At 56.8% G+C, this 24,244-nt stretch carries 26 protein-coding genes; 11 read left to right on the forward strand and 15 right to left on the reverse strand.

Features of this window, described 5'->3' with window-relative positions; translation table 11 throughout:
* Positions 1–16: 16 nt before the first annotated feature.
* From yghU to EKM04_RS02115, 3 genes are all read left to right on the forward strand, one after another.
* A complete protein-coding gene (yghU, locus tag EKM04_RS02105; RefSeq protein ID WP_183896452.1) occupies positions 17–913 on the forward strand; it encodes a glutathione-dependent disulfide-bond oxidoreductase in 897 nt (298 codons plus the stop codon).
* A 10-nt stretch (positions 914–923) separates the two neighbouring features.
* Positions 924–1,304 (forward strand): hypothetical protein, encoded by a 381-nt coding sequence (locus EKM04_RS02110; RefSeq protein WP_183896450.1) that lies wholly within the window; start codon positions 924–926, stop codon positions 1,302–1,304.
* A 103-nt stretch (positions 1,305–1,407) separates the two neighbouring features.
* A complete protein-coding gene (locus tag EKM04_RS02115; protein ID WP_183896448.1) occupies positions 1,408–2,646 on the forward strand; it encodes a cytochrome-c peroxidase in 1,239 nt (412 codons plus the stop codon).
* Here EKM04_RS02115 and leuB read toward each other — a convergent pair.
* The 5 genes from leuB to EKM04_RS02140 form a co-directional block, all read right to left on the reverse strand.
* Positions 2,627–3,739, reverse strand: a complete 1,113-nt coding sequence (leuB, locus tag EKM04_RS02120; protein WP_174154360.1) for a 3-isopropylmalate dehydrogenase — start codon at positions 3,737–3,739, stop codon at positions 2,627–2,629. The genes EKM04_RS02115 and leuB overlap by 20 nt on opposite strands.
* A 193-nt stretch (positions 3,740–3,932) precedes the next feature.
* Complete coding sequence (gene leuD / locus EKM04_RS02125) at positions 3,933–4,538, reverse strand: 3-isopropylmalate dehydratase small subunit (protein WP_183896446.1); 606 nt, start codon at positions 4,536–4,538, stop codon at positions 3,933–3,935.
* A gap of 124 nt (positions 4,539–4,662) precedes the next feature.
* The gene (locus EKM04_RS02130; protein ID WP_183896444.1) at positions 4,663–5,169 is read right to left on the reverse strand and encodes a GNAT family N-acetyltransferase; all 507 of its coding nucleotides are present in this window, start codon (positions 5,167–5,169) and stop codon (positions 4,663–4,665) included.
* A 236-nt stretch (positions 5,170–5,405) separates the two neighbouring features.
* Positions 5,406–7,226 carry a translational GTPase TypA gene (typA, locus tag EKM04_RS02135; RefSeq protein WP_174154357.1) on the reverse strand — a complete coding sequence of 607 codons (1,821 nt, stop codon included), beginning with the start codon at positions 7,224–7,226 and terminating at the stop codon, positions 5,406–5,408.
* Between the two features lie 167 nt (positions 7,227–7,393).
* Positions 7,394–9,460, reverse strand: coding sequence for a M3 family metallopeptidase (locus EKM04_RS02140; protein WP_183896442.1), 2,067 nt, complete (start codon positions 9,458–9,460; stop codon positions 7,394–7,396).
* Between the two features lie 189 nt (positions 9,461–9,649).
* On the opposite strand from EKM04_RS02140, the gene EKM04_RS02145 reads away from it, so the two are divergent.
* Together EKM04_RS02145 and EKM04_RS02150 are read left to right on the forward strand one after the other, a co-directional pair.
* The gene (locus EKM04_RS02145; protein ID WP_183896440.1) at positions 9,650–10,120 is read left to right on the forward strand and encodes a MarR family winged helix-turn-helix transcriptional regulator; all 471 of its coding nucleotides are present in this window, start codon (positions 9,650–9,652) and stop codon (positions 10,118–10,120) included.
* Between the two features lie 17 nt (positions 10,121–10,137).
* The gene (locus EKM04_RS02150) at positions 10,138–11,316 is read left to right on the forward strand and encodes a multidrug effflux MFS transporter (protein ID WP_183896584.1); all 1,179 of its coding nucleotides are present in this window, start codon (positions 10,138–10,140) and stop codon (positions 11,314–11,316) included.
* A gap of 45 nt (positions 11,317–11,361) precedes the next feature.
* Here the strand turns inward: EKM04_RS02150 and EKM04_RS02155 are convergent, their stop codons facing one another.
* Complete coding sequence (locus tag EKM04_RS02155; RefSeq protein WP_183896438.1) at positions 11,362–12,585, reverse strand: argininosuccinate synthase; 1,224 nt, start codon at positions 12,583–12,585, stop codon at positions 11,362–11,364.
* Between the two features lie 243 nt (positions 12,586–12,828).
* Here EKM04_RS02155 and EKM04_RS02160 point away from each other — a divergent pair, with 243 nt between their 5' ends.
* The 5 genes from EKM04_RS02160 to EKM04_RS02180 all read left to right on the forward strand — a co-directional run bounded on the left by EKM04_RS02160 (position 12,829) and on the right by EKM04_RS02180 (position 16,435).
* Positions 12,829–13,683 carry an SDR family NAD(P)-dependent oxidoreductase gene (locus EKM04_RS02160; protein ID WP_183896436.1) on the forward strand — a complete coding sequence of 285 codons (855 nt, stop codon included), beginning with the start codon at positions 12,829–12,831 and terminating at the stop codon, positions 13,681–13,683.
* A 104-nt stretch (positions 13,684–13,787) separates the two neighbouring features.
* Entirely contained in the window at positions 13,788–14,435 is a 648-nt protein-coding gene (locus EKM04_RS02165; protein ID WP_183896434.1) for a LysE family translocator, read from the forward strand.
* A gap of 38 nt (positions 14,436–14,473) precedes the next feature.
* Positions 14,474–15,013 carry a sigma-70 family RNA polymerase sigma factor gene (locus tag EKM04_RS02170; RefSeq protein WP_183896433.1) on the forward strand — a complete coding sequence of 180 codons (540 nt, stop codon included), beginning with the start codon at positions 14,474–14,476 and terminating at the stop codon, positions 15,011–15,013.
* Positions 15,010–15,735, forward strand: a complete 726-nt coding sequence (locus EKM04_RS02175; protein WP_183896430.1) for an anti-sigma factor — start codon at positions 15,010–15,012, stop codon at positions 15,733–15,735. The genes EKM04_RS02170 and EKM04_RS02175 overlap by 4 nt, the downstream gene beginning before the upstream one ends.
* A 142-nt stretch (positions 15,736–15,877) precedes the next feature.
* On the forward strand, positions 15,878–16,435 hold the full coding sequence (locus EKM04_RS02180) for a fasciclin domain-containing protein (RefSeq protein WP_174154349.1): 558 nt from the start codon (positions 15,878–15,880) through the stop codon (positions 16,433–16,435).
* 62 nt (positions 16,436–16,497) lie between these two features.
* On the opposite strand, the gene EKM04_RS02185 is transcribed toward EKM04_RS02180, so the two are convergent.
* From EKM04_RS02185 to EKM04_RS02215, 7 genes are all read right to left on the reverse strand, one after another.
* Positions 16,498–17,292: an ABC transporter ATP-binding protein gene (locus tag EKM04_RS02185; protein ID WP_183896428.1), complete on the reverse strand. Its 795-nt coding sequence runs from the start codon at positions 17,290–17,292 to the stop codon at positions 16,498–16,500.
* Entirely contained in the window at positions 17,289–18,170 is an 882-nt protein-coding gene (locus tag EKM04_RS02190) for an ABC transporter permease (RefSeq protein ID WP_183896426.1), read from the reverse strand. Before EKM04_RS02190 ends, EKM04_RS02185 begins: the two co-directional genes overlap by 4 nt.
* Before the next feature lie 195 nt (positions 18,171–18,365).
* Entirely contained in the window at positions 18,366–19,319 is a 954-nt protein-coding gene (locus EKM04_RS02195) for an ABC transporter substrate-binding protein (RefSeq protein WP_183896424.1), read from the reverse strand.
* A gap of 102 nt (positions 19,320–19,421) precedes the next feature.
* Positions 19,422–20,615, reverse strand: coding sequence for a dual-specificity RNA methyltransferase RlmN (gene rlmN, locus EKM04_RS02200; protein ID WP_412762975.1), 1,194 nt, complete (start codon positions 20,613–20,615; stop codon positions 19,422–19,424).
* Positions 20,616–20,858: 243 nt separating this feature from the next.
* On the reverse strand, positions 20,859–21,362 hold the full coding sequence (locus EKM04_RS02205) for an invasion associated locus B family protein (RefSeq protein ID WP_174154344.1): 504 nt from the start codon (positions 21,360–21,362) through the stop codon (positions 20,859–20,861).
* Positions 21,363–21,640: 278 nt separating this feature from the next.
* Positions 21,641–22,018 carry a YkvA family protein gene (locus EKM04_RS02210; RefSeq protein WP_174154343.1) on the reverse strand — a complete coding sequence of 126 codons (378 nt, stop codon included), beginning with the start codon at positions 22,016–22,018 and terminating at the stop codon, positions 21,641–21,643.
* A gap of 52 nt (positions 22,019–22,070) precedes the next feature.
* Positions 22,071–22,376, reverse strand: a complete 306-nt coding sequence (locus EKM04_RS02215) for a 4a-hydroxytetrahydrobiopterin dehydratase (protein WP_183896422.1) — start codon at positions 22,374–22,376, stop codon at positions 22,071–22,073.
* A gap of 116 nt (positions 22,377–22,492) precedes the next feature.
* On the opposite strand from EKM04_RS02215, the gene EKM04_RS02220 reads away from it, so the two are divergent.
* The gene (locus tag EKM04_RS02220) at positions 22,493–22,972 is read left to right on the forward strand and encodes a low molecular weight protein-tyrosine-phosphatase (RefSeq protein ID WP_183896420.1); all 480 of its coding nucleotides are present in this window, start codon (positions 22,493–22,495) and stop codon (positions 22,970–22,972) included.
* On the opposite strand, the gene thpR is transcribed toward EKM04_RS02220, so the two are convergent.
* Both thpR and EKM04_RS02230 read right to left on the reverse strand, forming a co-directional pair.
* Positions 22,906–23,499 (reverse strand): RNA 2',3'-cyclic phosphodiesterase, encoded by a 594-nt coding sequence (thpR, locus tag EKM04_RS02225; protein WP_183896419.1) that lies wholly within the window; start codon positions 23,497–23,499, stop codon positions 22,906–22,908. The two genes, EKM04_RS02220 and thpR, sit on opposite strands and share 67 nt — an antisense overlap.
* A gap of 68 nt (positions 23,500–23,567) precedes the next feature.
* A complete protein-coding gene (locus EKM04_RS02230; RefSeq protein ID WP_183896417.1) occupies positions 23,568–24,218 on the reverse strand; it encodes an arylesterase in 651 nt (216 codons plus the stop codon).
* Positions 24,219–24,244 lie beyond the last annotated feature (26 nt).

Genomic DNA, 24,244 nt, shown 5'->3' on the forward strand with positions numbered 1-24,244 from the left:
ACAAGGACAAATTTTCATGACCGAGAAATCCCCCGAAAATAACTTTCCCGCTGGTTATGAACCACCGGAAGTCTGGGAATGGGAAAAGGGCAATGGCGGTCAGTTCGCCAATATCAACCGCCCCATCGCCGGTCCGACACATGACAAGGCGTTGCCTGTGGGCAGACATCCGCTGCAGCTCTATTCGCTGGCGACGCCAAACGGCCAGAAGGTCGGTATCATGCTGGAGGAGTTGCTGGCAGCAGGCCACACGGGCGCGGAATATGATGCCTGGCTGATCAAGATCGGCGATGGCGACCAGTTCGGCTCCGATTTCGTCAAGGCCAATCCCAATTCGAAAATCCCGGCCCTGGTGGATCGTTCCACGCCTGAGCCAACACGTGTGTTCGAAAGCGGATCGATCCTGCTTTATCTCGCGGAAAAGTTCGGTGCGTTTCTGCCGACAGATCACAAGGGCCGCACCGAGGCGATCAATTGGCTGTTCTGGCAAATGGCATCCGGCCCCTATCTGGGCGGCGGTTTCGGGCACTTCTACGCTTATGCACCAGTGCATATCAAATATGCGATCGACCGTTTTGCGATGGAAGCCAAGCGACAGCTTGACGTGCTGGACCGTCATCTGGCAGAGAACCAGTATTTCGCCGGTTCGGAATATTCGATTGCCGATATCGCCGTTTGGCCTTGGTACGGAAATCTGGCGCGTGGGCAGTCCTATCCAAAGGCGGATGTCTTTCTGGACGTGAAGAGCTATAAGAATCTTCAGCGCTGGGCAAACGAGATCGCGGAACGTCCGGCGGTGAAGCGCGGTCGCATGGTCAACAGGATGAATGGCGACCCTTCGGAACAATTGCACGAACGCCACGATGCGTCCGACTTCGATACGAAGACACAGGACAAGATCGGCAAAGCATAAGGAACAGACGATGGCAAAGCTGCCTGAAATGACGAAACACCGCGGCTTTCCATCCGGCATGCCGAGCACGGGCATTCAGTTCACCATACGCCGCGCCAATCCGCGCGGCGTGACACCTGTTAAATTCATTCCGCGACGTGCCCGCAACGACTCGGCCGAGCACAAGGTGGACGCGGCCTTCATGCATGCGCTGTGGCATCAGTTCGGCAACGAGCCGTTCGAGCGAGGAAACCTCGATGCGGCCCGTCTCAGCCTGCTTTTCGGGCGCGAGGTGCTGCCTGCGGACAAGAATTTTGACCCTCTGTCCTACGAATCCATGCTCATCATTGACGAGCGGGTGGCACGGCAGAACTTTCCGGAATCCTTCGAGAACTACTTCCAGATCGACTGAGGCACTCTGCTGCGGGAAAGTGGAGCGAGCACAGAAAGTTTTTGTGCTTTGCCGTAACGAGGTGCTATAGAGCATCCCAGTTCCACGACATCCGGCCTCAGCCATGATCAGGCATCTGAATTCCATTCTTGCTTTGTGCATTCTCACCTTGCTGCTGTCCGGCATAGGGAGGGTTGATCCTGCGCATGGCGGAGACGATTTATCGACGCGGGAAAAACTGGGCGCGGCGCTGTTCGTTGACCCCAACCTGTCCAAAAACCGCACCATGTCCTGCTCCACCTGCCACATGGAGGCTTTGGGCTTTACCGATGGGCGCGAGACCGACAAGGTCGGGCATGATGTTTCGCTGGGTGATGACGGCACGTCCTTGGGCGACCGCAACGTGCCAACGGCGGCTTACGCGAAATTCTCTCCAACCTTCGGCAAGAATGCTGCCGGTGAATATGTCGGCGGTCAGTTCTGGGATGGGCGCGCATCCACGCTGGAAGATCAGGCAGGCGGCCCGCCATTGAACCCGTTTGAAATGGGCATGCCGGACAAGCTCACGCTCATAAAGCGGCTGAAGGAAAACCCGGATTACGTCACCGCTTTCGGCACGCAGTTTGGTGGCGATGTCTTCACCAGCGATGATGCTGCCTTTGCGGCGATGGCCAAGGCGCTGGCCGCCTACGAGCGTTCCGATACGTTCTCTGCGTTTGATTCCAGATATGACCGCTTTTTGCGTGGTGAGGAAAAGCTGACCGATCAGGAAGAGCTGGGCCGCGTCTTGATGTCATCCAGCCAGTTCACAAACTGTAACACATGCCATGAGATCAAGGGCGCAAACGGTCTGTCCGATGGTGTCTTCACCAACCATAAATATTTCAATATCGGCGTTCCCGCCAACAAGGCGGTACGAGCGGCGAATGGCTCCAGGCCCGACGCGGTGGATCTGGGTCTCGCCCAAAACCCTGCCGTGGCGGGTGATCCGGCCCAGCGTGGCAAATTCAAGGTGCCGACCCTGCGCAATGTGGCCGTAACCGGCCCCTACATGCACAATGGCGTGTTCAAGGATCTGCGCACGGTCGTGCTGTTCTACGTGAAATACAAAAGCAAGAAGCCCAGCCGTCAGATTAACCCGGAAACGGGTCAGGCGTGGGAAGCACCCGAGGTGCCCGAAAATATCGCCATAACGGAGCTGACGGCGGCACCTGCTCTGGATGACAAGCGGGTGGATGCTATCGTGGCATTTCTAAAAACGCTGACGGACAAGCGATATGAGCACCTCTTATCGAACGATAATGCTGGGCAAGGCGCGATGCCCCCTGCCCAGCCAACAGCGCTTACGCAAAAAGCGCCTTGAACTCTTCCAGAACCGCATCCCCCATCTCGGACGTGCTGACCTGACGGCTGCCATCCGACACGATATCGGCGGTACGGATGCCCTTGTCCAGAACGTTGGCGATGGCCGTTTCCAGCTTGGTGGCCTCATCCACCATGTTGAACGAATAGCGCAGGCACATGGCGAAGGACGCGATCATGGCGATGGGGTTGGCGATGCCCTGGCCTGCGATATCAGGCGCAGAGCCATGCACGGGCTCATACATGGCCTTGCGCTTGCCGGTCTTGGCGTCGGGGGCGCCGAGCGAGGCGGACGGTAGCATGCCGAGAGAGCCGGTCAACATGGCCGCAACATCGGACAACATATCGCCAAACAGGTTGTCGGTGACGATGACATCGAACTGCTTTGGCTTGCGCACCAGTTGCATGCCACCCGCGTCGGCCAGCATGTGCTCAAGCTGCACGTCTTTGTATTTCGCAGCGTGGGTTTCTGTGACGACCTGATTCCACAACACACCGGATTTCATGACGTTACGCTTTTCCATGGAGCAAACGCGGTTGCCACGGGTGCGGGCCAGCTCGAATGCGACACTGGCAATGCGTTCGATTTCAAACGTGTCATAAATCTGCGTGTCGATGCCGCGTTTCTGGCCGTTGCCCAAGTCGATGATCTGCTTCGGCTCGCCGAAATAAACGCCACCCGTCAATTCACGAACGATGAGGATATCGAGGCCCTCGACCAGTTCCTGCTTTAGCGACGATGCTGCAGCAAGAGCTGGGTAGCAGATCGCCGGGCGCAGATTGGCGAACAGCTCCAAGTCCTTGCGCAGGCGCAAGAGGCCGGATTCTGGCCTTACCTCGTACGGTACGCCATCCCACTTGGGACCACCGACTGCGCCGAACAGAATGGCGTCTGCGGCCAGCGCCTTCTCCATGTCTGCGTCGGAAATCGCCACGCCGTGCGCGTCATAGGCACTGCCGCCGACAAGGCCTTCTTCGGTTTGGAAGCCAGCAGATTTTTCGCTGTTGAGATAATCGATCAGCTTGCGGACTTCCGCCATGGCTTCAGGGCCGATGCCGTCACCGGGCAGCAGGAAAAGCGTGCGCACTGTCATGATAATCCTCCTTGGCCACGCAGCAAAACCATGGATGGTTTTCAAACGGCGGGCGCGTCAAAAATCGTGACCCCGCAGCGTAACGTTGCGGGGTGCGGGCTTCTTAGCGGTGGAGATTGCCTATTTCAAGGAAGGCTGGCGCCGATTTGGTACGGGTTGCAGACCAGATGGCCTGGAATGCGTGCGAAAGCGCCTATGCCCAGGGCCGCGAGGAGGCGTTGGTCTTTTCGAACGTATCGATCGCACCGGCATGTTCTAGCGTCAGGCCTATGTCATCGAGACCGTTCAGCATGCAGTGGCGTTTGAATTCATCCAATTCGAACTTGATCGTGCCACCGTCCGGGCCGCTGATTTCGAGGTTTTCAAGATCGACAGTGACGACGGCATTAGAGCCGCGTGACGCGTCGTCCATCAGCTTTTCCAGGTTCTCAGGGCTGACGACGATGGGCAAGATGCCATTCTTGAAACAGTTGCTGTAGAAAATATCAGCAAAGCTGGTGGAGATCACGCAGCGAATGCCGAAATCCAGCAAAGCCCAAGGCGCATGTTCTCGCGAGGAACCGCAGCCGAAATTGTCACCCGCGACAAGAATTTGGGCGTTGCGATAGGCAGGTTTGTTCAGCACGAAATCGGGATTGTCTGAACCGTCCTCCAGGTAACGGGCTTCCGCAAACAGACCTTTGCCGAGACCGGTGCGCTTGATGGTTTTGAGATAGTCCTTCGGAATGATCATGTCCGTGTCGATGTTGACGACCGGCATAGGGGCGGCAACACCCGTCAGTTTTGTGAATTTTTCCATCTCTCACTCCGAAATTATGCAGGTCAGTACATTGCTCTTGGTTGCATTAGAGCAAAATCGGTACGATTTGAAGGCCACTCCGTGCGAAGGTGGTACGCTCATGTAGGGGACGGAACGCGTGGTGTCAGAGCCAGGCGAAACCGAGTTTGCGCAGTTGCACGCCCGCGAAGTCCTCCATGCCCTCTGCCACGTCCTTGCCCCCGTGAGAACGGAAGAAATGAGTGGCGACAGCGCTGTCTTCCAGGCACCAAACGACGGCGCCGTTGCAGCCCAGAGACTTGAGCAGACGCCGCGCTTCGGTAAATAAAACAGAGCCGAGGCCCATGCCCTGATATTCCGGGCGCAGATAGATCTCGTAGATTTCGCCGTCATAAGGCAGACCGCGGGCGCGGTTGAGGCCGAGTGTCGCATAACCCGCGATGACGCCTGCTATCTCCACCACCAGCATCGTGGCCGAACCGCGCGCCGCCTTGCGCCACCATATTTCATTGCGACGATCCAGCATTTGCCGCAGCGGTTTATGGGGAATAAGACCCCCATAGGCCTGCTGCCAGGAGGATCTATGCGCGTCGGAAATGGCGCGCGCATCGTCCGGCTCTGCTCGGCGAATGTCTATGGATAACGTTTTCATAACGCGATTCTGATCCCGGCGCGGAAAACTTACCAGCCATAAAGGTTAACGGCTTTGAGCTTACCCACAGCCTATTCATGTGGATGATAGCGAAAAATTAACGCTATATTTACCCTTGAGGCAAGTGCTGTCCGACTCAGTCCCGCGAATAAATGTCCGGCAATTATAGAAGAGGCCGGACAACAAAAAACCCGGCGCGATGGCCGGGCTCTTCGAGTTTGAAACTATGCTGGCAATCAGCCAGCAAGCTTTGCCTTGTCGAAGCGCTTGCGGTCGTTGGCGTCCAGGAACATCTTCCGCAGACGGATGGACTTTGGCGTCACTTCCATCAACTCGTCGTCCTGGATCCAGGACAGGGCGCGGTCGAGCGTCATGCGGATCGGCGGTGTCAGCTTCACGGCTTCATCCTTGCCGGCGGCGCGGATGTTGGTGAGCTGCTTGCCCTTGAGGACGTTGACTTCAAGGTCGTTGTCACGGGTATGAATGCCGATGATCATGCCAGCGTAAACCTTTTCGCCGGGCTCAATCATCATCGGGCCGCGATCTTCCAGGTTGAACATGGCGTAAGCAACCGCTTCACCGGAACCATTCGACAGCAGAACGCCCTGGACGCGACCAGCGATGGCACCCTTGAACGGCTGGTAGGAGTGGAACAGACGGTTCATGATCGCTGTGCCGCGTGTGTCCGTCAGCAGTTCGGACTGGTAGCCGATGAGGCCACGCGTTGGAGCCAGGAACTTCAGACGAACGCGGTTGCCACCGGATGGGCGAAGCTCGGTCATTTCTGCCTTGCGCTCGGACATCTTCTGAACAACGATACCGGAATGTTCTTCATCGACGTCGATGACGACTTCTTCGATCGGCTCGATGGTCTGGCCGTTTTCATCCTTCTGCATGACGACGCGAGGACGCGAAACGGCAAGCTCGAAGCCTTCGCGACGCATGGTCTCGATCAGAACGGCCAGCTGCAATTCGCCACGGCCTGATACGAAAAACGAGTCCTTGCCTTCGGCTTCTTCGATCTTCAGTGCAACGTTGCCTTCGGCTTCCTTGTACAGACGATCGCGGATAACGCGCGATGTGACCTTATCGCCTTCGGTACCGGCAAGCGGTGAGTCGTTAACGATGAAGGACATCGTAACCGTTGGCGGGTCGATCGGCTGTGCGGTCATGGCTTCGGTGACGGAGGGGTCACAGAAGGTGTCGGCAACGGTGCCTTTGGAAAGACCAGCGATGGCGACGATGTCACCCGCATGGGCTTCATCGATCGCGGTGCGCTCGATACCGCGGAACGCGAGGATCTTGGAAATACGGCCGGTTTCGATGGTCTTGCCATCCTGGCCCAGCACCTTGACGGCCTGGTTCGGCTTGATCGAACCGGAGGCGATACGACCGGTGATGATGCGACCGAGGAAGGGGTTGGCTTCAAGGATCGTGCCGATCAGACGGAACGGACCTTCTTCAACCGTTGGCTCAGGAACGTGCTTGAGCACGAGATCGAGCAGCGGTGCAAGACCTTCGTCCTTCGGACCTTCCGGGTTGACATTCATCCAGCCATCGCGACCGGAGCCGTAAAGGATCGGGAAATCGAGCTGTTCGTCAGTGGCATCGAGGTTCGCGAAAAGGTCGAACACTTCGTTGATGACTTCTTCGTGGCGGCCATCGGGACGGTCGATTTTGTTGATCGCAACGATTGGGCGAAGACCGACCTTGAGAGCCTTTGATACGACGAACTTGGTCTGTGGCATCGGGCCTTCAGACGAGTCGACCAGAACGATCGCGCCATCCACCATCGACAGGATACGCTCGACTTCGCCGCCAAAGTCGGCGTGGCCGGGAGTGTCAACGATGTTGATGCGAACGCCTTTCCACTCGACAGACGTTGCCTTGGCGAGAATGGTGATGCCGCGTTCTTTTTCGAGGTCGTTACTGTCCATGACGCGCTCTGCAACGCGCTGGTTTTCGCGGAACGAACCGGACTGTTTCAGAAGCTCGTCAACGAGCGTCGTTTTGCCATGGTCAACGTGCGCGATAATCGCGATGTTGCGAATTGCCATTGTTCAATATCTCTGAAGTTGGGGCGTCATATCTTAGATGCGCCAATTTAGTCTGGCGGCCCTATAACCTTTTTTTTACAAATGCGAAAGGGGGCCTAAGACATAAGCCCCTTGCAGAAACGCGATAGCAGAGTTTTGTGACAGTTTTCGGGTGGCTGTCGCCAAGCTCAGCCCGAAACCAAACCACGCTTTTTCAACATCGCATCCGGGCTTGGCATCTTGCCGCGAAACGCCTTGTAGGTTTCTTCGGCGTCGATGGAGCCGCCGACGGAGTAGATGTTGTCTTTCAGCTTGCGGGCCATGTCGGCGTCGAAAGAATCACCGGTTTCCTCGAAGGCTTCGAAAGCATCGGCGTCGAGAACCTCCGACCACATGTAGGAATAGTAGCCCGCCGAATAACCGTCACCGGAAAAGACATGCTGGAAGTGCGGCGTGGCGTGGCGCATGACCATGGATTTCGGCATGCCAAGCGATGCCAGAACCTCGGCCTGCACCGCCATCGGGTCTGCGACCGCGCCTCGTGTGTGGAACGCCATGTCCACCAGCGCCGAGGAGGTAAACTCGACCGTATTGAAACCTGCGTTGAATGTCTGTGCTGCCAGAACCTTGTCCAGCAGCGCCTTCGGCATTGGTGTGCCGGTCTCATAGTGAAGAGCATATTTTTCAAGGATTTCCGGGACGGTCAGCCAATGTTCGTAAAGCTGCGACGGCAGTTCCACGAAATCACGCGAGACGCCCGTTCCTGAAACGGAGGGATAGGTGACATTGGATAGCATGCCATGCAAGGCGTGGCCGAATTCATGGAACAGGGTTCGGGCATCATCGAGCGACAGCAGCGCCGGTTTTCCCTGTGACGGCTTTGCGAAGTTGCAGACGTTGTAGATGATCGGTAACTCACCTGTCATACCGTTCTTCAGGGGCAGTTTGTGCTGCGACTGAAAAGCGCTCATCCATGCGCCTGATCGCTTTGACGGACGGGCGAAGAAATCGGCGAGGAACATCGCGACGAGAGCACCCTGCTCATCGCGAATTTCAAAAGTGCGGACATCCGGGTGGTAGGCGGTCACGTCCTTCGACTCGATGGCGCGGATGCCGAAAAGTCTCTGAGCGACATCGAAGCAGGCTTCGATGATTTTTTCCAGTTGCAGATAGGGCTTGAGTTCAGCTTCCGAGAAATTGAACTTTTTCGCCCGGAGTTTCTCGGCATAGTGACGCCAGTCCCACGGCATGACGTCATGGTTCTTGCCTTCGTCGCTGATGACGGTGGCCAGTTCTGCCTCTTCCTCTGCGGCGCGCTCGACCGCTTTTTCCCAGACCCGGATCAACAGCGCGTTTACGGCATCCGGCGTTTTTGCCATGGTGTTATCAAGTTTATAGGCGGCAAAATTTGCGTAGCCCAGAAGCTTTGCCTTTTCATCGCGCAGTTCGAGCGTGCGCTTTACGGTCTCGCGATTGTCTGTGTCGCCGCCATTTTCTCCACGCGCGACCCACGCGTGAAACGCCTGTTCGCGCAGGTCGCGACGCTCGGAAAATGTCAGGAAAGGTTCGATGATCGAGCGCGACAGGGTAACGGCGAATTTGTCGTCTTCGCCCTGCTCGCGCGCAGCACTTTCCATTGCGTCGCGCAGGAAACCGGGAAGGCCTGCAAGTTCTTCTTCCGTAGACAGAAGCAGCTTCCAGCTTTTTTCGTCGGCCAGAACATTCTGCCCGAACTTTGCACCGAGGCCAGCAAGCTCTTCGTTGATGGCGGCAAGGCGTTCCTGATGGTCTTTCGCCAGCTTCGCACCCGAACGGACAAAGCCCTTCCAGTGCCGCTCCAAGACGCGCGTCTCCTCACCTGTCAGGCCAAGGGTCTCGCGTTTCTCCCACAGCGCATCGATGCGCGCAAAAAGCGCTTCGTTCATGCTGATCCGAGAGTAATGCCGCGACATTTTTGGCGCGATGTCGCGCTCCAGTGCCTGAATGGCAGGATTGGTATGAGCACCGGCCTTGTTCCAGAACAGTGCCGAGACCCGTGACAACGCTTCCCCGGCGGTTTCCAGAGCAATGATGGTGTTGGCGAAGTTCGGGGCATCAGGGTTGCCCGCGATCTCGTCAATCTCGGTATCGTGGATGGCGAGGGCTTCATCGAAAGCACCGGCAAAATCCTCGTCTTTGACAGCATCGAACCGAGGCAAACCGTTTTTTCCGTTCCATTCCGTAAGGGCAGGATAGTGCGCGGCGGTTGAAGTCATTGGTTCGTCCTCATGCAGATGCGATTTGTCTGCATATGGGCATGGCTGAGGTCGGGTTTCAATATGTCGTCACGTAATCGCATGCATGGCAAGGACGCTATCCGCCTCACGAAAGCTGCGCGTAAACAGTGCGTCTTGCCATCGTGCGGCGAAGTTTTTTATAAGAGAGGCTTACGAAGCAGGCGTGCCATGAACACTTCACTCGAAAAACAGTCGCTGGCATTCCTTTTGAACAGCAGTGTACGTTTTCTCAACAGTGCCTTCGAGCGGCGCATCGCTGAGGCCGGGCTTGGACTGACACCGGGAGAAGCGCGCGCGTTGCTGACGGTTGCCGCCATCGATGGGAGTAAACAGGCCGATATTGCAAACCGCATCGGGCTCGAACCCATGACGGTCTGCACCTATCTCGACAGGCTGGAATCGCTCGACCTTGTTGAGCGCCGCCCCAATCCGGATGATCGCCGCTCCAAATGCATTTATCTCACCGACACATCGGCGCAGTTGCTGGTGGCCGTGCGCCAAGAAGTGGACAGTCTGATCAGTCTGGCGACGGCTGATTTCAGCGAGAGTGATTTTTCACAGTTTCACGATCTTCTGGCGATCCTGCAGAACAACCTGCAGATAGCGGTGAGCGACAAGAACAAGCAGAATTCTGCATGAAACATCCCACAACGCCCATGAGCGTGCGGCGCACCGCGGTTCTCGGGGCGATGCTGACCTCGCTCGGTCCCGTATCGATGGCGATCTATACGCCAGCCATGCCAGAACTCGTCAGAGCTTTCGCGACGTCGGAATCCGCCATCAAGATGAGCCTTACACTCTATTTCGGGGGCTTCGCCCTGGCGCAGCTGGTCTCGGGTGCCATGTCGGATGCCTTTGGGCGGCGCAAGGCGACGATCCTGTTTTTGCTGATCTATCTGGCGGGCGGAACGCTGGCCGCTTTCGCACCCAGTGTGGAGGTGCTGCTGGCTGCTCGTCTTATTCAGGGTATAGGTGCGTCAGTTGGCGTTACCGTTGCGCGGGCGGTTGTGCGCGACCAGTTCAGTGGCCATCAGGCCATCGGCATCCTGAACCTCATCGGCATCATGCTGGCGGTTGGCCCGGCGGCGGGGCCAACCATAGGAGGCCTGTCTCTGCTGGCCTTCGGGTGGCAATCGGTCTTCGTCCTGATGCTGGCTTTCGGACTGATTTCGATTACGGCCATTGGTTTTTATCTTCGCGAAACGACGGTACCGGACTCCAGTCGCCTTCGTCCAAGCCGTCTGTTCAGCGCCTATGGCGAGCTTCTGGTGTCACCGCGATTCCTGTTGTCGGCACTGGTGCTGGGCGGCACTGTCGGCGCGCTCTATGCACAATCGACCATGCTGCCCTTCGTACTGATCAACGATGTTGGCTTGTCGCCGACAGCCTTTGGCGTGGGAATGCTGATGCAGTCAGGCGCTTACTTTCTGGGTTCTATCGCCCTGCGGTTCATGTCGCGCAGAATAGGCGATCGTCGATCTGCGGTGGCAGGTCTTTGCCTGTCGGCAACGGGTGGGGTGTTGATCTTTCTGTCCGTGCAGATGCTGGCGCCTTCTTTCCTCTCCATCATGGGGCCTGTTGCGGTGGCGACTTTTGGCCTTGCGCTGCTGACGCCGCATATCATCACCATGGGTATGGCGCCTTTTCCGCACATCGCAGGCTCCGCTTCGGCGATGATGGGGTTTATCCAGATGAGTGCGGGTTTTACAGCCGGTGTCGCAGCATCCGTGCTCGGGTCACCGCTGACGAGTTTCGGCACGATCATTCCGTTGATGGAATTGAGTGCCGTGGCCAGCTACGTCATTTTTGCGATCATGTCGCGCAGGCGGACATGAAAAAGCCCCGGAGACCGGGGCTTTTGACATCATATCTGAACAGACTTACTTGCCAAGGTTGCGCTTGCCCAAAGTGCGCAGGCGCAGGGCGTTGAGCTTGATGAAGCCTGCCGCATCCTTCTGGTCGTAAGCGCCCTGATCGTCTTCGAAGGTAACCAGCGTGTCGGAATAGAGCGACTTGTCGCTTTCTCGGCCGATGACCATGACATTGCCCTTGTAGAGCTTCAGCGTGACTTCACCATCGACATGCTCCTGGCTCTTGTCGATCAGCGCCTGTAGCATTTCACGCTCTGGCGAGAACCAGAAGCCGTAGTAAATGAGTTCCGCATAGCGCGGCATGATCTCGTCCTTGAGGTGGGCTGCACCCCGGTCGAGCGTGATGGATTCGATGGCGCGGTGGGCCGTCAGCAGGATCGTGCCACCGGGTGTTTCGTAAACACCGCGCGATTTCATGCCGACATAACGGTTCTCGACAAGATCGAGACGACCGATGCCGTTGTCGCGACCGTAATCGTTCAGCGTGGCAAGGATTGTCGCAGGTGACATCTCGACGCCATTGATAGAGCAGGCATCACCCTTGCGGAAGCCGACCTTGATGATGGTTGCCTTGTCTGGCGCTGCTTCCGGGGAAATGGTGCGCATATGCACGTATTCAGGTGCCTCGACCGCTGGATCTTCCAGAACCTTGCCTTCGGATGAGGAGTGCAACAGGTTGGCATCGACGGAGAAAGGAGCCTCGCCCTTCTTGTCCTTGGCAACCGGGATCTGGTGCTGTTCGGCGAAGTTCAGAAGATCCGTACGGCTCTTGAAATCCCAGTCGCGCCAAGGCGCGATGATCTTGATGTCGGGGTTGAGCGCATAGGCGGACAGCTCGAAGCGAACCTGATCATTGCCCTTGCCGGTCGCGCCATGCGCGATGGCGTCGGCGCCGGTCTTCTTGGCGATGTCGATCAGGTGTTTGGAAATCAGCGGGCGGGCAATCGAGGTGCCCAGCAGATAGACGCCTTCATAAACGGCGTTGGCGCGGAACATCGGAAACACGAAATCGCGAACGAATTCTTCGCGCACATCTTCAACATAGATTTCCTTGATGCCCATCATCTCGGCTTTCTTGCGGGCCGGCTCAAGCTCTTCGCCCTGGCCGAGGTCTGCCGTGAAGGTCACGACTTCCGCACCCAGTTCGGTCTGGAGCCATTTGAGGATAATCGAGGTATCAAGTCCGCCGGAATAGGCGAGAACGACTTTCTTTACGTCTTTTGGAAGAGCCATCAGTGAAATCCATTTGCGTGTCGGCGACGTCAGGATATCGCCATTTCCTTGGGATTTCGGCACTTTTAGCGAGTTTATCGGCTGGTGCAACAAAAATGCAAAATCGTCCAAAGTTGGAACGGGCTCATCTTCATGTGACTTGGCGAGCCGATAGGACTAGACTGTGGGCAGCGTTACGAGAGCGCATGGTTCCACGGGACATCGCTGCCGAACTTTTAAAGCGTCAGCGAAAAGGAGAAACCAATGACAAAACTTCACCCTGCATTCGTGCAAGACAATGTCGCCGTGGTGACAGGCGCAGCCTCCGGTATCGGCCTTGCCGCCGCCCGCAAGTTCGCCGGCTTCGGCATGAGCGTCGTGCTGGTCGATCTCGACGGTGAAAAGCTAAGCAACGCCCAAAGCGAGATTGCGCAGATTTCCGACGGTGGTGAGGCGCAGATCGTCGCCATTCCCACCGATGTTTCGAAACTCGATGAACTGGAAGCGCTGGAGCGCGCCGTCATTCAGCGTTTCGGGCGTGTGCATGTGCTAATGAACAATGCGGGCGTACAGCCCGGCAGCGCCATCTTCGGGCCGCAGGCAAACTGGGACAAGATTTTCGGTGTCAACCTGATGGGCGTCGTCAACGGCAGCCGGGTATTCGGTTCGGGCATGTTGGCCCATGGCGAACAGGGCCTCATCATCAACACAGGCTCCAAGCAGGGCATCACCACGCCACCAGGCGATCCCGCCTATAATGTTTCCAAAGCCGGCGTGAAGGCCTTTACCGAAGCCTTGCAGCACGAACTGCGGAACACACCGAACAGCAAAATTTTCGCGCATCTTCTCATCCCCGGCTTTGTCTTTACCGGTCTTACCGCCAATGGCCGAACCGAAAAGCCATCTGGTGCATGGACCAGCGAACAGACGGTCGATTTCATGGTCGACAGCATCGGCAACGGCGATTTTTACATTCTGTGCCCGGATGGCGATGTGGATCGCAGAACGGACGAGAAACGTATCCTCTGGGCGGCCAACGACATCGTTCAAAACCGCCCGCCACTGTCGCGCTGGCACGACGATTACAGCGACGATTTCAAGTCTTTTCTCAATAGCTGATATACCTGCCGCGCCTTCGGGCGCGGTCTTGCCTTCTCTGGCTTGGCAGGCTCTGGAAACGGCGTTATGAACGCGTATCCAACTTTCCAAAATGTGGTGCCGCCGTGGATTTCATACCCAGCCTGCCTACCCTGATTGCCTTTACCGTCGCCATTCTGTTGTTGGCGGTGACGCCGGGTCCTGACATGACGCTGTGGATCAGCCGGTCCCTGCGTGAAGGTCGGGCGTCCGGCTTCATGACATTGGTCGGCACCAATCTCGGCATTACAGTGCATACGATGCTTGTTGCCTTCGGCGTTGCGGCCCTCATCGTTGCGTCTCCCACGGCCTTTCTGGTTTTGAAAACGGGTGGGGCGGCCTATCTCGTCTGGCTGGCGATTCAGGCCATCCGCAAAGGCTCGAATTTCGTCATGGAGCGCCCGAAGGAGCAGAAGGCAGAGGCTTCGCTGACGTCTGCACTGCTGAACGGTATCTGGGTCAATCTGCTCAACCCGAAAGTCATCATCTTCTTCATGACGTTCCTGCCGCAATTCGTCAGCGCCTCCGACCCCCACGTCACAGGAAAGCTGATTTTCCTCGGTCTCTGGTCGATCATCGTCGCGTTACCGATCGGCATCGCTATCGTCATTGCTGCGGATCGGCTTTCAGGCTGGCTGCAAAGCAATCGCAAGGTCCTGCGCGGGCTGGATTATACGATTGCCGGTGTGTTTTCGCTTTTCGCCTTCAAGATTTTCTTTGCTCAGGCTAAATAGCGGCATGGCGTACCTATGGGCTTTGGCGGGATGGCATGATGCGGCATGAAGACCTTGGTACTTTAATCGGCCGCGTTGCATTGTCGGATCGCAATGCATTTGTTTTGCTCTATAAACAGACGAGCCCGAAACTTTTTTCCATCTGCCTGCGTATACTCAAAGACCGGACAGACGCCGATGAGGCGTTGCAAGAGGTCTACGTCAAGATTTGGCAGCGTGCGCACTTGTTTTCGGCCATGGCAGGAACGCCGGAAGGCTGGATGGCCACGGTTGCGCGCAATCAGTCGATCGATATGATTCGCGTGCGCAAACCTGTTGCGAGTGAACTGGATGACGTGCCTGATCTGACTGACGGTTCACCTGACCCGGAACAGGCGACATTGAACAAGGACACTGGTCGGACGATAGACCTGTGTCTGGCGGAACTGGAAGACACCCGTGCAGATGCCGTAAAGCGCGCATATCTGGATGGCATGAGCTATCTGGAGCTTGCAGAACATTACGCTGTACCCCTGAATACGATGCGGACATGGTTGAGGCGTAGCCTTATCAAACTCAAAGAGTGCATGGAGAGATGACGGCATCCGAGCAAAATAAGGGGGACGCCCCCCGCGATAACGCGATTGCCGCAGAATATGTTCTGGGCGTACTGTCGTTTACTGACCGCAAGAAGGTCGAAACGCGCATTCTGACGGATGATGCGTTTGCACGTCTGGTACAGAACTGGGAGACGCATTTCTCTGGCCTGAACAGTGCTTATGAACCCGACACCCCGCCTGCCGCAACATTGGCGAAGATAGAAAAGAGATTGTTCGGTACACCGCATCAATCAAAAGCATCGATATCGGGGCTGTGGAGTTCGCTCGCATTCTGGCGCGGCATGACAGCCATGGCCAGTGCCGCCGCTGCACTGGTTGTCCTCGTCAGCGCTTTCAATGTGCGGACACCTGAGCAACCCACACGCATGTCTTATATGGCCGAACTGTCCTCACCGGATGTTCCTATGGCGGTGATGGTTGCCTACAACGCGCACTCGGGAAAAATGGTCCTGACGCCGATGGCCGCCGGTGAAAATCAGCAAAAGTCGCTTGAGCTCTGGCTGGTGAATGCCGATGGAACACCGCATTCGCTGGGCGTGGTCGATCCCCACAAGGACGCGGAAATGGTCGTTCCCGTCAAGATGCGAGACCAGCTTAAAGATGGCATGACGCTGGCTGTCAGCCTTGAGCCTTATGGAGGCTCACCCACTGGCAAACCAACCGGCCCGGTTCTGGCTAGCGGGACAACGCGGCAGCTCTGAATTTAAAAAATCGTTATTTTTTTAAGAAAAAACCACCACGGCTGAAACTTCGTCTGAACATCACCCGTAAGTCTCCCTGTAACCGGATACGTCACCTGCAAAAACGCCGGTGGCGATTGGCGGAACCAGAGGAGAAAACGCCATGATGAAGTCCAGCCTGCGCATGATCGCGCTAGCCGCAGCCGTTTCGACCGTCGCATTCGCAGCCCAAGCCAAGAACCCGATGGTGGGTGGGGCCGCCATGTCCGAAAACAAGAACATCGTCGAAAACGCCATGAACTCCAAGGATCACACCACGCTGGTCGCTGCCGTGAAGGCTGCCGGTCTGGTCGAAACGTTGCAGGGCAAAGGCCCTTTCACCGTTTTCGCTCCTACCAATGAAGCGTTTGCCGCTTTGCCAAAGGGCACCGTCGAAACGCTTCTGAAGCCTGAGAACAAGGCAAAGCTCACCAAAATCCTGACATGCCATGTCGTCGCTGCTGACGCGATGTCGACAGCCATCGAAAAGATGATCAAGGACGATGGCGGCACACATGATGTGAAAACGGTCGGTGGCTGCATTCTGAAAGCCAAGCAGAGCATGAACAAGATCACGCTGACCGACGAGAGCGGCAACGTAGCCGATGTCACGATTGCGGACGTCAAGCAATCTAACGGCGTCATTCATGTCATCGACAAGGTTCTGCTGCCGAAAATGTAATTTTTCGGTGCAATGAAACGCCGTGTGCTACCCCAGGCGCACGGCGTTTTTCTATGGCGATTCTAACCTATCAGCAATTCGTCGTCATCCAATGTCTGGCCGCGTATATTGCGGAACATCTCGATCAGGTCTTCAACCTGCAAGCCCTTGCGGCTCTCACCTGATACATCCAGCACGATTTCCCCCGCATGCAGCATAATGGTGCGGTTGCCGTAATCCAGCGCCTGACGCATGGAGTGCGTGACCATCAGCGTCGTCAACTTGCGCTCTTCGACGACCGTCTGGGTCAATTGCATGACGAATTCAGCCATGCCGGGGTCGAGTGCCGCCGTATGTTCGTCCAACAGCAGGACGTCAGATCCGGCCAAAGTGGCCATGACCAGTGAAACGGCCTGACGCTGGCCACCGGACAGAAGGTCCATGCGGTCCTTCAGGCGGTTTTCCAGACCAAGGTTGAGGGACGCGATACGCTCCTTGAAGAACGCTCGTCGTCCGCTGCCAAGGGCAGGCAGAAGCCCCCGGGTCTTGCCACGTGCTGCGGCAAGCGCGAGGTTCTCTTCGATACTCAGTGCCCCACAGCTGCCCGCCAGCGGGTCCTGAAACACGCGGGCGACCTGACCGGCACGGTTGGCCGTTGGTTTGCGCGTCACGTCCACGTCGCCGATGGTGACTTTGCCCGCTGTGGGCAAAACATCGCCAGCGAGAACGCCGAGCAGGGTGGACTTTCCAGCACCATTGGAACCGATGACGGTGACGAAGGAGCCATCTTCAATGGTCAGATCGATCTTGGCCAGTGCCTGCTTTTGCAGCGGCGTACCGCGTCCGAAGACGACCTCGATATTGGACAGGGAAATCATGACGATGCTCCTCCACGGCGCAGGCGCGGCAAAATGAGTGCTACGGCGACCAGCACGGCTGTCACGAAATTGAGGTCGGAGGCTTTCAGGCCAAGTGCATCGCTGGACAGAGCCAACTGGATCGCCAGACGATAGGCGATGGAACCGAGCACGCAGCCGATGAGGGCGATCAGAATGCCGCGTGAACCGAACAGCGTCTCGCCGATGATAACGGCGGCTAGGCCAACGACGATAGTGCCGACACCGGCGGTCACATCGGCAAACCCATTGGTCTGGGCAAACAGCGCGCCGCCAAGCGCGACCAACGCGTTGGAGAGCGCCATGCCGAGATAGATCTGGTTGCCGGTCTTTACGCCCTGTGCCCGCGCCATCCGGGCATTGGCACCGGTGGCGCGCATGGCAAGGCCCGCATCGCTTTCCAGAAAACGCCAGACGAGAATAACGGCGATCACCACCAGCACGCCGACGAAGAGCGGACGCAGCAGATATTCGGCGATCCCGAGCCCGTAGAAGGGTTCAATGACTGTTTCCTGATTGAGCAGTGCGATATTCGGCTTGCCCATGACGCGCAGGTTCACGGAAAACAGCGCGATCATGGTCAGGATCGAGGCGAGAAGATTAAGAATTTTGAACCGTACGTTCAGAACTGCCGTCACCAGACCGGCAGACGCACCCGCGACCATGGCAATGCCTGTTGCGACCCATGGATTAAAACCAGCGACAATCAATACCGCAGCCACGGCAGCACCCAGCGGAAACGAACCGTCCACGGTCAGGTCGGGAAAGTCGAGCACGCGGAATGCGAGATAAACGCCGATAGCGACGAAGGCGAAAACCAGCCCCAGTTCGACGGCACCCCAGAATGCGATTTGGCTCACGAGATAAGTCCTTGATTTGTCGCCCGCCTTGCAGTGAGCTGCAATTGAAACAGTCGTCAGACTGCCATTTCGCCCGCCAATCTCTCCTTCGTCACGCTCGGGTCTGTCCCGGGCATCTGGCGCCGTTCAACTGTCACTGAACGCCGGTAGATCCTCGGGACAGGCCCGAGGATGATGGAGAGGGCAGATGGTCTTTCATTCGATGATCTTTGTCGCGCGCTTTGTTGCGCTCTCAGGAAACGTCACGCCAGCCTTTGCAGCGGCCGTTTTGTTGAGAACGAGATCGGTGCCAACGGCAACGGTCGCTGGTATATCGCCGGGCTTTTCACCCTTCAGGATGCGAACGACGACGGCACCGGTTTGCTTGCCCACGTCAAAATAGTTGAAGCCAAGTGCCGCGATCGCACCGCGCGCCACGGAATCCGTATCGGCGGCAAACAGTGGAATTTTGGCCTCTGTCGCAACACCGGCAGCGGCTTCGAAGGCTGAGACGATGGTGTTGTCTGTGGGAACGTAGATCACGTCGGCCTTGCCCACTAGCGCGCGGGTGGCACCCTGCACTTCGGCAGATTTCGTGGCAACGGATTCCACGACCATCAAGTCTGCCTTTTCCGCTTCGGCCTTCAAAAGATCGAGCGTCGAAACAGAGTTGGCCTCGGCAGAATTGTAGATATAGCCGATGGTTTTGGCGTTTGGCGTGATTTCCTTGATCAGGGCCAGATGCTCGGCAACCGGCAACCTGTCGGAAAGGCCCGTCACGTTGCGGCCGGGCTTTTCCATGGACTTGATCAGCTGGGCTCCCACAGGATCGGAGACGGCCGTGAAGACGATGGGAATATCGCGGGTGGCGGCAACGACAGCCTGGGCAGACGGTGTGGAAATCGGAACGATGACGTCAGGCGCGTCGCCGACGAACTGGCGGGCGATCTGCGACGCGGTACCGGGGTTGCCCTGTGCGGACTGATAGACGAATTTCAGATTTTCGCCTTCCTTGTAGCCAGCTTCCGCAAGTGCTGCCTTTACGCCATCACGCGCAGCATCCAGCGCCGGGTGTTCGACGATTGCGGTCACGGCAACGGTCACGTCTTGCGCTTTCGCAGGCAGGGCAAGAGCGGTTGCGGCGGCGAGCGCCAGAACGAGTGCGCGCATGGGGTATTCCTCCGGTTGTTTCGCTTTTCTGGCCCTCTTTAAGAAAGCGTTAAAACGAAATCAATCGGGGAAGCCTGACAGACCCATCAATTCTTTTTTTGGTCAGTCGTCCGCGCCGTGATTGGCGATCATCATCGCCTCGAATGCCATGCGCTCGGTCTTGCGCATGCGCTCGGATTCCGATTTCAACTGACCGCATGCCGCCAGGATATCGCGCCCACGCGGGGTACGGATCGGCGAGGCGTAACCCGCATGGTTGATGAAATCGGCGAACTTCTCGATCTGCTCCCAGTCCGAACACTGATAGTTGGTGCCCGGCCATGGGTTGAACGGAATGAGATTGATTTTCGCGGGAACGCCCTTCAACAGCTGCGTCAGCATCTTGGCGTCTTCCAGACTGTCGTTGACGTCCTTCAGCATCACATATTCGAAGGTGATGCGGCGGGCGTTCGACACGCCGGGATAGTTGCGGCAGGCGTCGATCAGCTCTTTCAGCGGGTATTTCTTGTTGATCGGCACCAGCATGTCGCGCAACTCGTCGCGCACGGCATGCAGCGAAATCGCCAGCATCACGCCGATCTCTTCGCCGGTTCGGAAGATTTCCGGCACGACACCGGATGTGGACAGCGTCACGCGGCGCTTGGAGAGCGATAGGCCATCGCCATCGGTCGCGATCAGCAAAGCTGTTTTGACATGCTCGAAGTTGTAGAGAGGCTCGCCCATACCCATCATCACGATGTTGGACACCTTGCGTCCTTCGGCTGGCATGATCGTGCCCTGCGGCGCTTCGCGGTCTGGAAAATCACCAAGGCGATCACGGGCGACCAGAAGCTGCGCCAAAATCTCTTCCGCCGTTAGATTGCGCACCAGACGCTGCGTTCCGGTGTGGCAGAAGGAACAGGTCAGCGTGCAGCCAACCTGGCTGGAAATGCAGAGGGTACCGCGACCTTCTTCGGGAATGTAAACAGTTTCGATTTCGACAGGACGGCCGGCGCCACGCGGCGGAAAACGCATCAGCCATTTGCGGGTGCCATCGTTGGAAACCTGCTCCTCGACAATTTCGGGGCGCGCGATGGTGAAATGGGTCTTCAGCTTTTCGCGCAGGTCCTTGGCCACATTGGTCATGTGGTCGAAGTCGGAGACGCCGCGCACGTAAAGCCAGTTCCACAACTGGCTGACGCGCATTTTAGCCTGCTTCTGCGGCACGCCGATATCCATCAGCGCTTCGGCCATCTCTTCGCGCGTGATGCCGATCAATGACGGTTTGCCATCCAACAGATCGATATTGGCAACCATCGGTTTCTTGATCACCAGACCGGCGCTTGCTTCCAGTACGGACATTGCTTCATCCCATCAGCCATTGCAGAGAGAAACCGCGCAAACAAAGCGGCGGACTGTGGTCTGCATGTGGTGAAAAATCAAAGGCGAAGCGCTTTTCGCGCATCCGCCTATCTTGTTGACGCGCCTTTAGCATCAAAGCAGCAAAAACGCAAATGGCCGGTCAAGGACCGGCCATTACAAGACACATTTCGGCTATGCCTATTTACAGCTTTCGACCTGCTTCAGCGCAGCCGAAATTCCCGAAAGGGAGTAGGCGTAGCTGGTGGCGGTGCCGCGGGCGGATGTGGCCTTTACAGTCATCGACTTGCCGCCCTTCATCGCTGCAACGAGCGCTGGCTCCTCTGCAGCATTTTCGACCCATGCGGCCTTATCCTTGGTAAACATCACGAAGGTCTTGCTGTCGATGGTCACATTGACCTTGGATCCTTCGCGAAGGCTGTATCCTACCATTGCCTGTGGCTCGTAAGAAATATTCTGTCCAGGACGCTGCGAGACGATGAAGAAGATATCGCCGTGCTCGACGCTCGCCGGCTCCTTGGAGGTTGGAATGGAGAGAGCATAGCAAACGGTGCTGTTACCCGACTTGTACGAATAGGCACCCCATGCATTGAACTGCTGGATGCGCGTGGGCGACTGTGCAGAGGCAATGCCGACACTGGTCAGCAAAATGGCGACTGCGGTTGCTACACTTCTTACAAACATTGAATTTCCTGCCGGGTTTATTGTCTTCCAGTTGGCCGAACGGCTGCGCCGGGCCGATGCTAGGTGAAGTCCGTCATGCTGATATTGGCTAAAGATCGGTTACCAAACCGTCAACACCAATGCGAAAATTCGAAATTTGCATCAAGATGTAACAGATCGGCGGCTCCCAGCGCCAGCCCGCGAACACTTACGTGCTCGTTTCATGAGCAATGACACAAGAATTCAGGCAAGAATTTGTCAGCGCCCAACAGGGTCGAAAACAGGCAATCACAGAGCCGTTACTCCTGCTGAAGCCTTTCAATGGCCGCATCGGCCGCTTCATAATGTTCCATCTTGATATGGGCCCGGATCATGGCCAGGGCTGCCGTCAAAACTGCGATGTCGTCGGTAAAGCCGACAACCGCGAAGATATCGGGTACGACATCAATCGGCAAAATGAAATAACCGAGTGCTGCCAGAAGGATGCCCTTTGCGCGGAACGGTGTCTCGCGGTCCATGGCGCAATAATAGGCGGCAGCCGCGTCTCGTGCAAACGGCACTTTGCTGGCCACCCGCTTCATCTTTGGCCAGAATTTTGATCGCACCTGACGTTCGGTCTCTTCTTGCCTGTCGGGTTCGCCCGGCAGCAAAATCTCACCGATCTTCACATCATCCATGGTCGTGTGTCCTGTGGTCATAACCGATAATATAAGGCCTCACGCCTTATCTTCAATCGCCGCGTCCGCCTGCGGCCTTCTGCATCGCACCAGCGAGCATGATGTCACGCTCTGTAACGCCCTGTGAATCATGGGTCGTAAGACATACTTTGACGCGGGAGTACACGTTGGACCATTCGGGATGGTGATTGAGTTTTTCAGCCACCAGGGCGCACTCAGCCATAAAACCGAAGGCTTCGGCGAAGTTGGCGAACTTGTAAGCCTTGACGATGGCCAGACCGTCTTCACGCAAAGACCAGCCTTCAAGCTTGGCCAGTTCGGCGTCGATCACATCTTTTTCGAGTTTGGGATATTGCATCTTTTTGCCTTTCATTGAGCAAAAGACACGCGGTTTGCGTATCTTGCTGCGCTCTTCGTTTTATCTATATCGCCTTACATCGCAAAACCGCCCAACAGTTTTGGTGGAGATCGGGAATGAAACGCACAGCAGTCCTTTTTGTTTGCATGGGAAATATCTGTCGCTCGCCTCTGGCGGAAGGTATCTTCGCGCATCTGATCGCTCAACGGGGGATAGCCGACCGATTCGTGATCGATTCCGCGGGAACAGGAGGATGGCATTCCGGCGATGCGCCCGACCGACGCTCGGTCACCGTCGCGCGCGACCACGGCATTGATATTGCCAAACAGAAGGCGCGGCAGGTGAGACCGTCCGATTTCGAGGATTTCGATCTCATCCTTGCCATGGACGACGACAACCTTACCAGCCTTAAGGCGCTCTGCCCGCAGCATTGCGCCAGGAAGCTTTACCTGTTCGCGGACTATGCCACTGGTGTGAGATCAAATGTTCCAGATCCCTACTATGGCGGGCAAGACGGTTTCCAGACCGTCTACACCATGCTTTTTTCCGGGTGCACGTCCTTGATCGGCAAATTGGAGACTGGCCAAGCCTCCTGAAGCGGAAAGGCCTCTTCGACGATATAAGGCCCGCCGCCGACTGATTCCTTGGAAGACATCAGCACGAACCGCCCGACCGTAAAGGACGAGGTTCGAAAATCGCCACGCCCGGAAAGATAGTGTACTACATCGTCCAGTCTGGAACTGCGCAGACGCGCAAGGGTGACATGGGGGGTGAACTTGCGCGGATCGGGTGGGAGACCCAGACGCTGGCAGATGCGCTCGATCTCGCTTTGAAGCGCATTCATCTCTGCAGATGGAGAAACACCTGCCCAGATGGAGTGCGGCTTTTTGGAGCCGAACGAACCTATTCCGGTCAGATTAACCTCGAATTCGGGCCGATCGATACGATCGAGACGGTTGACGACTTCATCGGCGGTGCGACCGTCTATGTCCCCGATGAAGCGCATCGTGATGTGATAATTCTCCACATCGATCCACCGGGCACCCGGCAGACCACCGCGCAACAATGACAAACTCATCGCCGCATTGCGCGGAATTTCGAGGGCGGTAAACAGTCTCGGCATGGCGAGCTCCCCGAATCTTTTGGCAGAACAGCCCTAGCGAATCATGCAACGCTTCCGCGTGCAAGCGCTTATTTTTTTTGCTCACCGATCGTCTTTATAAAGCCTTCCACGGTGGGCAGTGTTTTTTCGACCATCACGGCGATACCCTTGGTGTTGGGATGCATCCGGTCCTCAAGTTGCAGGCTCTCATCCATCACAACGCCGTCGAGAAAGAACGGGTAGAGCGGCACGTCGTGCTTTTTTGCCAATCGAGGATAAATCTCGTTGAAACGGCTGGCAAAATCGCCTCCCATGTTGGGGGGTGCCATGATGCCGATCAAAAGGACCGGAATGTCGCGTTTCTGAAAACCCGTGATGATCGCATCGAGGTTTTTTTCCGTCTCATCCGGCGACATGCCGCGAAGCGCATCGTTGGCGCCAAGCTCCAGGATCACGCCATCGGTGCCGTCAGGGACGGACCATTCGGCACGGGCAAGACCACCTGAACTCGTATCGCCCGATACGCCAGCATTTGTGACGACCACATCGACGCCCTTGGCCTTTAATACTGTTTCGAGTTGCGCGGTATAGCTATCGCTGGGTGGCAGCTGGTAGCCCGCCATCAGGCTGTCTCCGAACCCGACCAACTGGACCGGCTTGTCCTGCGCGTGCGCGAGGTGTGCTGACAGCAATGCGCAACTGATGACGATGAATTGAGCGGTAGCAGCTTTAAAACCCATGTCGGCCTTCCTAATTTGTCTGGCAC

The organism is Rhizobium skierniewicense Ch11 (genome assembly GCF_023757665.1).
Classification (GTDB): domain Bacteria; phylum Pseudomonadota; class Alphaproteobacteria; order Rhizobiales; family Rhizobiaceae; genus Agrobacterium; species Agrobacterium skierniewicense.

Coding starts and splice junctions, on each gene's coding strand:
- yghU (WP_183896452.1), top strand. CDS start 17: ATGACCGAGAAATCCCCCGAAAATAACTTTCCCGCTGGTTATGAACCA.
- EKM04_RS02110 (WP_183896450.1), top strand. CDS start 924: ATGGCAAAGCTGCCTGAAATGACGAAACACCGCGGCTTTCCATCCGGC.
- EKM04_RS02115 (WP_183896448.1), top strand. CDS start 1,408: ATGATCAGGCATCTGAATTCCATTCTTGCTTTGTGCATTCTCACCTTG.
- leuB (WP_174154360.1), bottom strand. CDS start 3,739: ATGACAGTGCGCACGCTTTTCCTGCTGCCCGGTGACGGCATCGGCCCT.
- leuD (WP_183896446.1), bottom strand. CDS start 4,538: ATGGAAAAATTCACAAAACTGACGGGTGTTGCCGCCCCTATGCCGGTC.
- EKM04_RS02130 (WP_183896444.1), bottom strand. CDS start 5,169: ATGAAAACGTTATCCATAGACATTCGCCGAGCAGAGCCGGACGATGCG.
- typA (WP_174154357.1), bottom strand. CDS start 7,226: ATGGCAATTCGCAACATCGCGATTATCGCGCACGTTGACCATGGCAAA.
- EKM04_RS02140 (WP_183896442.1), bottom strand. CDS start 9,460: ATGACTTCAACCGCCGCGCACTATCCTGCCCTTACGGAATGGAACGGA.
- EKM04_RS02145 (WP_183896440.1), top strand. CDS start 9,650: ATGAACACTTCACTCGAAAAACAGTCGCTGGCATTCCTTTTGAACAGC.
- EKM04_RS02150 (WP_183896584.1), top strand. CDS start 10,138: ATGAGCGTGCGGCGCACCGCGGTTCTCGGGGCGATGCTGACCTCGCTC.
- EKM04_RS02155 (WP_183896438.1), bottom strand. CDS start 12,585: ATGGCTCTTCCAAAAGACGTAAAGAAAGTCGTTCTCGCCTATTCCGGC.
- EKM04_RS02160 (WP_183896436.1), top strand. CDS start 12,829: ATGACAAAACTTCACCCTGCATTCGTGCAAGACAATGTCGCCGTGGTG.
- EKM04_RS02170 (WP_183896433.1), top strand. CDS start 14,474: ATGCGGCATGAAGACCTTGGTACTTTAATCGGCCGCGTTGCATTGTCG.
- EKM04_RS02175 (WP_183896430.1), top strand. CDS start 15,010: ATGACGGCATCCGAGCAAAATAAGGGGGACGCCCCCCGCGATAACGCG.
- EKM04_RS02180 (WP_174154349.1), top strand. CDS start 15,878: ATGATGAAGTCCAGCCTGCGCATGATCGCGCTAGCCGCAGCCGTTTCG.
- EKM04_RS02185 (WP_183896428.1), bottom strand. CDS start 17,292: ATGATTTCCCTGTCCAATATCGAGGTCGTCTTCGGACGCGGTACGCCG.
- EKM04_RS02195 (WP_183896424.1), bottom strand. CDS start 19,319: ATGCGCGCACTCGTTCTGGCGCTCGCCGCCGCAACCGCTCTTGCCCTG.
- rlmN (WP_412762975.1), bottom strand. CDS start 20,615: ATGGTTGCCAATATCGATCTGTTGGATGGCAAACCGTCATTGATCGGC.
- EKM04_RS02205 (WP_174154344.1), bottom strand. CDS start 21,362: ATGTTTGTAAGAAGTGTAGCAACCGCAGTCGCCATTTTGCTGACCAGT.
- EKM04_RS02210 (WP_174154343.1), bottom strand. CDS start 22,018: ATGGATGATGTGAAGATCGGTGAGATTTTGCTGCCGGGCGAACCCGAC.
- EKM04_RS02215 (WP_183896422.1), bottom strand. CDS start 22,376: ATGCAATATCCCAAACTCGAAAAAGATGTGATCGACGCCGAACTGGCC.
- EKM04_RS02220 (WP_183896420.1), top strand. CDS start 22,493: ATGAAACGCACAGCAGTCCTTTTTGTTTGCATGGGAAATATCTGTCGC.
- thpR (WP_183896419.1), bottom strand. CDS start 23,499: ATGCCGAGACTGTTTACCGCCCTCGAAATTCCGCGCAATGCGGCGATG.
- EKM04_RS02230 (WP_183896417.1), bottom strand. CDS start 24,218: ATGGGTTTTAAAGCTGCTACCGCTCAATTCATCGTCATCAGTTGCGCA.